At 65.9% G+C, this 8,209-nt stretch carries 7 protein-coding genes and 1 tRNA gene; 4 read left to right on the top strand and 4 right to left on the bottom strand.

What is annotated here, in order from left to right:
* Positions 1–81 precede the first annotated feature (81 nt).
* The 4 genes from purL to ACFOD4_RS04450 all read left to right on the top strand — a co-directional run bounded on the left by purL (position 82) and on the right by ACFOD4_RS04450 (position 3,835).
* A complete protein-coding gene (purL, locus tag ACFOD4_RS04435; protein WP_379594731.1) occupies positions 82–2,286 on the top strand; it encodes a phosphoribosylformylglycinamidine synthase subunit PurL in 2,205 nt (734 codons plus the stop codon).
* Positions 2,287–2,314: 28 nt separating this feature from the next.
* Positions 2,315–2,572, top strand: coding sequence for a BolA family protein (locus ACFOD4_RS04440; protein ID WP_379594711.1), 258 nt, complete (start codon positions 2,315–2,317; stop codon positions 2,570–2,572).
* Positions 2,569–2,907 carry a Grx4 family monothiol glutaredoxin gene (gene grxD / locus ACFOD4_RS04445; protein WP_379594712.1) on the top strand — a complete coding sequence of 113 codons (339 nt, stop codon included), beginning with the start codon at positions 2,569–2,571 and terminating at the stop codon, positions 2,905–2,907. The genes ACFOD4_RS04440 and grxD overlap by 4 nt, the downstream gene beginning before the upstream one ends.
* Before the next feature lie 124 nt (positions 2,908–3,031).
* Positions 3,032–3,835, top strand: coding sequence for a hypothetical protein (locus ACFOD4_RS04450; protein ID WP_379594713.1), 804 nt, complete (start codon positions 3,032–3,034; stop codon positions 3,833–3,835).
* Between the two features lie 75 nt (positions 3,836–3,910).
* Here the strand turns inward: ACFOD4_RS04450 and ACFOD4_RS04455 are convergent, their stop codons facing one another.
* The 4 genes from ACFOD4_RS04455 to ACFOD4_RS04470 all read right to left on the bottom strand — a co-directional run bounded on the left by ACFOD4_RS04455 (position 3,911) and on the right by ACFOD4_RS04470 (position 8,181).
* Positions 3,911–4,486, bottom strand: a complete 576-nt coding sequence (locus ACFOD4_RS04455; RefSeq protein WP_379594714.1) for a DinB family protein — start codon at positions 4,484–4,486, stop codon at positions 3,911–3,913.
* A gap of 14 nt (positions 4,487–4,500) precedes the next feature.
* Entirely contained in the window at positions 4,501–6,306 is a 1,806-nt protein-coding gene (locus ACFOD4_RS04460; RefSeq protein ID WP_379594715.1) for an SLC13 family permease, read from the bottom strand.
* Between the two features lie 72 nt (positions 6,307–6,378).
* Positions 6,379–7,959 carry an ABC transporter substrate-binding protein gene (locus tag ACFOD4_RS04465; protein WP_379594716.1) on the bottom strand — a complete coding sequence of 527 codons (1,581 nt, stop codon included), beginning with the start codon at positions 7,957–7,959 and terminating at the stop codon, positions 6,379–6,381.
* 145 nt (positions 7,960–8,104) lie between these two features.
* Positions 8,105–8,181 (bottom strand) — tRNA-Met (locus ACFOD4_RS04470).
* Between the last annotated feature and the right edge of the window lie 28 nt (positions 8,182–8,209).

The following is an 8,209-nucleotide window of genomic DNA, read 5'->3' on the forward strand; positions in this document are numbered from 1 at the left end:
CTGGCCGTGATGCACGCGGCGCCGGGCACCCCCACCATCGAACCTCTGGACAAGCGCCGCGCGGGTGCCGACAAGGCACCCATGCCGACGCCCGCACCCCTTGACCCCGCCCGCGCCACGCAACTCGCCGCCGAATTCGGCCTGAAGCCGGATGAGTATGAGCGGGCCCTGGCCATCCTCGGCCGCACCCCGTCCCTGACGGAGCTCGGCATCTTCTCGGTGATGTGGTCGGAGCACTGCTCCTACAAATCCAGCCGTGTCTGGCTGCGCACCTTGCCGACCAAGGCCCCCTGGGTGATCCACGGCCCCGGCGAGAATGCCGGCGTCATCGACATCGGCGACGGCCTGGCCGCCATCTTCAAGATGGAGAGCCACAACCACCCTTCCTTCATCGAGCCCTACCAGGGCGCCGCCACCGGCGTCGGCGGCATCCTGCGCGATGTCTTCACCATGGGCGCCCGCCCCATCGCCAACCTCAACGCTCTCCGCTTCGGCAGCCCGGACCACCCGAAGACCCGCCATGTGCTGGATGGCGTGGTGCGCGGCATCGGCGGCTACGGCAACTGCGTGGGCGTCCCCACCGTGGGCGGAGAGGTCAACTTCCACCCCGCCTACAACGGCAACCCGCTGGTCAACGCCATGACCGTGGGCATCGCCCCGCGCGACCGCATCTTCCTGTCCGCCGCCGCCGGCATCGGCAACCCCGTGGTCTATGTCGGCTCTAAGACCGGCCGCGACGGCATCCACGGCGCCACCATGTCCTCGGCCGAGTTCAGCGCGGACTCGGAAGAAAAGCGCCCCACCGTCCAGGTCGGCGACCCCTATGCCGAGAAGCTGCTGATCGAGGCCTGCCTGGAGCTGATGGCGACCGACGCCATCGTCGCCATCCAGGACATGGGTGCCGCCGGCCTCACCTCCTCCGGCGTCGAGATGGCCGGCAAGGGCGGCGTCGGCGTCGAGCTGAACCTCGACCATGTGCCGCAGCGCGAAACGGGCATGACCGCCTACGAGATGATGCTCTCGGAATCCCAGGAGCGCATGCTGATGGTGCTCAAGCCCGGCCAGGAGCACGTGGCCGAGACCATTTTCACCAAGTGGGAGCTGGACTTCGCCGTGATCGGCCATCTGACCGATACCGGCCACATCGTCATCAAGCATAAGGGCGTGACAGAGGCCGACATCCCCCTCGCTCCGTTGGAATCCGAAGCCCCTCTCTACCACCGTCCCACGGCCGAGACCCCGAAGCAGCCGGTGCTGGACGCCGCGCAGGTCACCGCCACCACCACCCCCGGCGCCGACCTGCTGAAGCTGATCGGCAGTCCCGATCTCTGCTCCCGCCGCTGGATCTGGGACCAGTACGACAGCACGGTGGGCGGACAGACGGTGAAGCGCCCTGGCGCCGCCGACGCCGCCATCGTCAAGCTGGACGGCCTGGCCCGGGCGCTCGCCATGACGACGGATTGCACCCCCCGCTACTGCGCGGCGGACCCGGAGGAAGGCGGCAAGCAGGCCGTGGCTGAAGCCTGGCGCAACATTTCCGCCACCGGCGCGAAGCCGCTCGCCATCACCGACAACATGAATTTCGGCAATCCGGAAAAGCCCGAGATCATGGGCCAGTTCGCCGCCGCCGTGCGCGGCATGGCCGCCGCCTGCAAGGCGCTCGACTTCCCCGTCGTCTCCGGCAACGTCTCCCTCTACAACGAGACGGAGGGCAAGGGCATCCTCCCCACCCCCGCCATCGGGGCGGTCGGCGTGCTGGAAGATGCGAGGCAGGCGGTCGGCTACGCCCTGGCCCCGGAGCTCGACCTGATCCTGGTGGGCGACACGGCGGGCCATCTCGGCCAGTCCCTGTGGCTGCGCGAGATCGCCGGACGCGAGGAAGGCGCCCCTCCGTCCGTGGACCTCGCCGCCGAGCGCCGCAACGGCGATTTCGTCCGCGAGCAGATCCTGGCCGGTCATGTCGCCGCCTGCCATGACTGCGCCGATGGCGGCCTGCTGGTCGCCCTGGCGGAGATGGCCATGGAAGGCAATACCGGCCTTACCCTGGCCGCCCTGCCTGAGGGCCCGGTCCATGCGTTCCTGTTCGGCGAGGATCAGGGCCGCTACGTCCTGGCCACCGCCGACAGCCGCGCCCTGCTCAGCGCCGCCGGCAGCGCCGGCGTCCCGGCCCGCCCGATCGGCCGTTCGGGCGGCAGGGCCTTGGTTCTCCCCGGCGGCGAAACCATATCCGTCGCTGACCTGCGGGACGCGCATGAGCGCTTCCTGCCGGCGCTGATGGCCCGCTAAGCTTCGGCGCGAGAAAAGGAGTTCCCGCATGGCGATGCCCGCCGCAGAGATCGAGGCCCTGATCAAGGCGGCCTTCCCCGATGCCCAGATCGATATCCAGGATCTGGCCGGGGATGGCGACCACTACGCTGCGACCGTGGTGTCCGAGGCTTTCCGCGGCCGCTCCCGCGTGCAGCAGCACCAGATGGTTTATGCGGCGCTCCAGGGCCGCATGGGCGGTGAGCTGCACGCCCTTGCCCTGCAAACCTCCGCACCTGCCACACCCGTCCAGGGAGCCCCCGCATGAGCAACCCGACCTTCGACCGCATCCAGGCCGAAATCACCGAGAACCCGGTGGTCCTCTACATGAAGGGCACGCCGGTCTTCCCCCAATGTGGCTTCTCGGCCCGTGTGGTGCAGATCCTGTCCCATGTCGGCGTGCCGTTCAAAGGCGTGAACGTGCTGGAAGACGCCGAGCTGCGTGAGGGCATCAAGGCCTTCACCAACTGGCCCACCATTCCCCAGCTCTATGTGAGCGGCGAATTCGTCGGCGGCTGCGACATCGTCATGGAGATGTTCCAGAACAACGAGCTGACCGCCCTGCTCGACGAGAAGGGCATCAAGTACGAGGCCGCGGCGTGACGCCCCGGCGTCACCACGCAACGATCCGAGGGGCCCCGCAAGGGCCCCTTTCTTTTTGCCTTGTCCGAAACCCGCGCCAACCTCGCCCTTCCCCTGGCGTTGCCCCCGCGAATGGAGGCTGCCCATGACCCGTGACGACGCCCGCACCCTGCTCAACCTGCTTCTGCCCATGGCGCAGCCGCTGGTGGCCATGATGGCGCCGGTCTTCGGCATCGGGCACACCCAGGCCGAGATGTCCGCCCGCAGCCAGACCGCCGTGGTGCCCGCAGGCTATGCCTTCTCCATCTGGGGGCTGCTCTTCGCGCTCTCCATCGCCTGGGGTATCTGGCAGGTGCTGCCCGATGGCGGCAAGAACAGCATCGTCGCCCGCCGCCTGGGCTGGCCGCTGGCCCTGGCTTTCGCGGGCTCGATCCTCTGGATGGTGCTGTCGCAACTGACCGAGAATGGCTGGCATCTGGTGTTGGTAATGTTCGTCGTGCTGGCCGGTTCACTGGCCGCCTTCTTCGCCAATCGCCAGCTCCTGCACAGCGGACAGGCACGGGGCTGGCCCGAGCTCTGGATCGTGCGCCCCCTGGTCGGCCTGCTGGCGGGCTGGGTCTCGGTCGCCACCTTCGCCAATATCGCCGGCGCCGCCCTGCTTTCAGGCGCCATAGTGGCGGATGGTGCCGCCGGCACATTCGCGGCGGTGTTGCTTCTGCTGGCCGCTGGTGGCTTCACACTGGGTGTGCTCTGGGCCGCGCATGGATCACCCTGGTATGCAGCGGCCGTCGCCTGGGCCATGCTGGCCATTCTCTATGCCAACACGGTGGAACGGGAGCTTGACTTGGCCGTCGCCCTTGTTGCCGGCGCACTGGCGCTGATCGTTGTTGCCATGGCCTGGCAGCGGGCTCGCCCACCGGCTGCCCTTTCGCCAAGATCCGGCACGTGACGGGCCGACATGCCATGCCGCTCCCGTTCCCGGAGAAGAGCGGCAAGCCCATCGAATTACCGTCGTCGGGATTGTCTATCCGGCGCCTGTCTCCCCCCAGATCAGCGCCTCGCTCCAGCCCAGGTCGCTGAACTCCCTGGACCGCAACGGCGCCTCCTCCTCGGCAAAGAATTCATCGAGCTGCGGCGGCGGCACGGAAGTCCCAGACAGCATCGCATGCGCCTGGCCACGGTGGTGGATCTGGTGTTGGAACAGGTGCAGCAGCAGGCGGTCAGTCCGTTCATGCTGGATGCGCGTGGCGCGATGCACCTGGGTACAACCGGTCAGGCCAGACTCATCCAGCTGCTCGCAGAAAGCGATCAGCCGCCGGTCCACCGCAGCCTGTGCGGCGTGAAGGGACGGGATGTCGCGGCAAGGTTGGTCATCGGCCCAGGCCGCCGGGCCGAGCGTGCCTCCCTCCAGCGCGTCGACATAGAAACGGTCGATCACCAGGATGTGGTTCAGCGTAGCGCGGAGGGATGGAAAGAAGCCGGTACGCAGCGCCTCGAACTCGTCCTGGGTGAGGCCTGTGCACGCGCTCAGCAGCCTATGGTTGGCCCAGCCATTATTGTAGGCCATCGACCTGAAGGTCTGCAGCACTGGTGACGCCATGGATGCCCACCTCCTCAACCCCATACAGCAAGGATCAGCGGCGTGCCGATAGCAAGGCAGATCAGTGTGAGGGGCGCACCAAATCGAGGGTAGTCCGCGAAACTGTAGCCGCCAGGCTCCATCACCAGGGTGTTAGATTGGTGACCGATTGGACTGAGGAAGGTGCAGGAGGTGCCCATGCACACCGCCATCAGCATGGCATCGGAAGGCAGGCCAGAGGCTTGGCCCAGCCCGAGTGCGATCGGCGCCATCATCAGCACGGTGGCGTTGTTGGCCATGATCTCGGACAACACCATGCAGACCGCCATGACCACCGCGATGAGCGCCCATGCCGGCAAGGCAGCCGCAGGCCCGGCCAGGCTGTCCACCAACAGCGCCATCGTGCCGGACTGCTCCATGGCCTCGCCCAACGGAAACAACGCACCCAGCAGGATGATCACCGGCCAGTCGATGGCCGTATAGGCCTCGTCGGCGCGCAGCACGCGGGCACAGATCATCGCTACCAGCACGGCGGCAAAAGCGATATGGGCCGGCGCCAACTCGAAGAGCACCGCCAGGATGCCAGCGAGAAAGAGCCCGCCCGCAAGCCAGGCATGCTGAGGTCGACCCAAGGTCAGGTTACGGTCGGCGAGTGGCAGGAGGTTGAGCCGCTGGAAGGCCTCGGCGCGCCGCTCGGGCAGGCTTTGCAGGAGCAGAACGTCGCCGCTGCGCAGTACGATCTCGGCCATGCGTGCGGTCACGCGACGGCCCTGGCGCGATACTGCCAGGAGGTTCACTCCGTACTGGCTGCGCAGGCGCAGCATCCCAACCGTGCGGCCAACCAGGGGGGAGCCGGGCCTGAGCACGGCCTCCGCCGCATCGAGATCGGCGGCAACCAGGGCGCGCAACCCGCCGCCATCGGCGGCCTCGGCATCCGCCTCCTCATCCGCCCCCTTCTGGGTCAGCGAGAGCCTGGCGGCTTGAACCAAGTCACGTAAAGCGTCCGGAGGTCCTTCCAGCAGAAGCACATCACCCAGCCTCAACCGGGCCTCGCCGGGCGGAGCCAGGGATCGGTTGGGCCCGCGGAACAGGCCGACCACGGTGACGTCGTCCTCTCCCAGCGCTTCCAATGCGCGGATGGACAAGCCGATGGCCGCACTACCCTCCTTGATCAGGGCTTCCGCGACATAATCACCGGTATCAACATCGGAACGGACCGCCGCGCCATTGGAGCGCCCACGAAGCAGCCGCCCGGCCAGAATCACATAGGCGACGCCCACCACCGCGATCGGCAGCCCCACCCAGGCAAAGTCGAACAAGGCGTAGGGGCCGAGTTCCGTGCGCTCCTGCCGGATGGCCGAAATGATCAGATTAGGCGGAGTGCCGATCAGGGTGACCAAGCCTCCCAGCACGGAGGCGAAGGCGAGCGGCATCAACGAACGGGCCGGCGGGTACTGATCCCGATGGGCGTTACGGAGGGCCACGGGCATAAAGAGCGCCAACGCGCCCACATTGTTCATGAAGGCCGAGAAGGTTGCGCAAAGACCGCTCTGCACACCGACTTGCAGGCGAGGCTTGCCTCGCATGCCCCCCAGCCGGCGCAGCAAGAGATCCACCGTACCGGCCGATTGCAATCCTTTGCTGATGGCAAGCACGGCCGCGACGGTGGTCACGGCGGGTTCGGCGAAGCCGAGGAAGGCGCTTTCCGCCCCTACTTGCCCGGTCAGCACCAGCGCCAGAAGAAGCAGCATGGCGACGAGGTCGTAGCGCACAGGCTGCAAAACAAAGCCGGCCAGGGCAAGAAGGGTCAGGCCGGTGACGATGAGCTGGTCGGTGGTCATCGGGCGATCCGCAAGTTGCAACCGGAACGACCCTTGCCCGTCCGAGTTGCAAGATGTTGCGGAGGCTGGAAACTACTTGGCCGGCTTCACCCCCATGGCGACAGTGTATTCATCTGCCCGCGCCTCGTAGGTCAGGCCACCCCGCAGCGCCCAGATATTCTTCTGCATGTGCAGAGTGATCAGCCCAACATCTTCCATGGCGACCCGCATCGCCTGCTTGAAGATATCCTCGCGCTTCTCGTCATCTGCGGTGCGAAGCCCTTCCTCCACCAATGCATCAACCTTGGTGTTGGAGTAGCCGCTGAAATTGACGGTGCCGAACCCCTTTTCCGGGATGCGGGTGGTGAGATTGCCGCGCAGGGCGGTGGAAGGCTCGCCCGCCGTGGCCCAGCCGATCAGCATGGCGGACATGTCGTTGCGGGCCTGGCGCTGGGCCATGACAGAGAAGGGCATGGCGTCCACGGTGGTCGCGACGCCGATGCGCTGCCACATCTGTCCCACGGCCTGGATAATCTGGGCGTCGTTGACGTAGCGGTTGTTGGGTCCGATCAGGGTGATGCGGAAGCCATCAGGGTAGCCGGCCTCGGCCAGAAGCTTCTTGGCCCCGTCCGGTTCATAGGGCGGTGCCGGAAGATCGGCGATATAGCCGTTGGCGCCCGGCGGCATCATCTGGCCGCTGGGGGTCGCTGCACCCTGCATCACGCGATCAGCGATAGCCTTGCGATTGATGGCGGTGGACAAGGCTTGCCGGACGCGAAGGTCGCGGAGGGGATTGCGGTCGAGCTTGCGACCATTGTTGTCCGTAATATACGGAGAGGAGTCATGCGCCGTGTCGATCTTGATGTAGATCGAGCGCAGGCTGGGCACCTCGGAGAAGCCGATGCCCTGCGTCTGGCGCAGGCGAGGGATATCGGCGGGCGGCACCACGTCGATCATCTGCACGTCACCGGACAGCAGAGCCGCGACACGTACCCCGTCATTGGCGATGAAGCGGTAGGTAACCTGCTTCCAGGCCGGCTTCTCACCCCAGTAATTCTCGTTTCGCTCCATGACGATGCGGTCATCGGGCGTATAGGACACGAGGCGGAAAGGTCCGGTGCCAACCGTGGCGCGGCCGTTGTTGAAGTCGGCTGTGCCGTCGCGACCCTTGATGGAATCGGAAATAATGAAGACCTGGCTCAGATCCTGCGGCAGGAGTGGATAGATGCCGTTGGTGTGGAAACGGACGGTATGGGGATCGATCACCTCGGTCCGGGTGATGGCACGGGTATAGATGCTGAACGAGCCGGGGCTGTTCACCACATTGGGCACCCGCTCCAAAGTGTAGAGCACGTCCTGTGCGTTGAAATCGGTGCCATCGCTGAACTTCACACCCTGGCGCAGCTTGAATTCCCAGGTGGTGTCATCGATCAGTGTCCAGGATTCCGCCAAGCCAGGCTCAAGCTTGGCCTGGGCATCGCGTCCAACCAGCTTATCGAAGAAGTGCTCTGCCACCATGTTGTTGGGGGACAGCGTATGATAGTGCGGGTCCAATGTCGTCGGCGGTGCCGCGACAGCCAGGCTGAGGTTCTGAGCCTGCGCGGCCTGCGCCACAGCCAAGCCAGCCATAAAAGGTAGGGCCAGAGCCAAGCCGCGGCGTGTCAATGTCAACATGGTGCGTCTCCGTGAAGCAGATGCCATGCGTGCCTTCCTGCAGGCCTTGTCACCGGCCTTGAGAGCGCAATTGCTGCACGGAGAAGAACAAAAAGCAATGCGGCGCTTCGTTGGGAAACGAAGCGCCGATCATTAATCGCTTTTTTGGATGCGGGGACAGGATTTGAACCTGTGACCTTCAGGTTATGAGCCTGACGAGCTACCGGGCTGCTCCACCCCGCGGTGGTGATGGTTGGATGCTGTTTTGGGA

Origin of the sequence: Teichococcus globiformis (assembly GCF_042646265.1) — a bacterium.
Lineage (GTDB): Bacteria > Pseudomonadota > Alphaproteobacteria > Acetobacterales > Acetobacteraceae > Pseudoroseomonas > Pseudoroseomonas globiformis.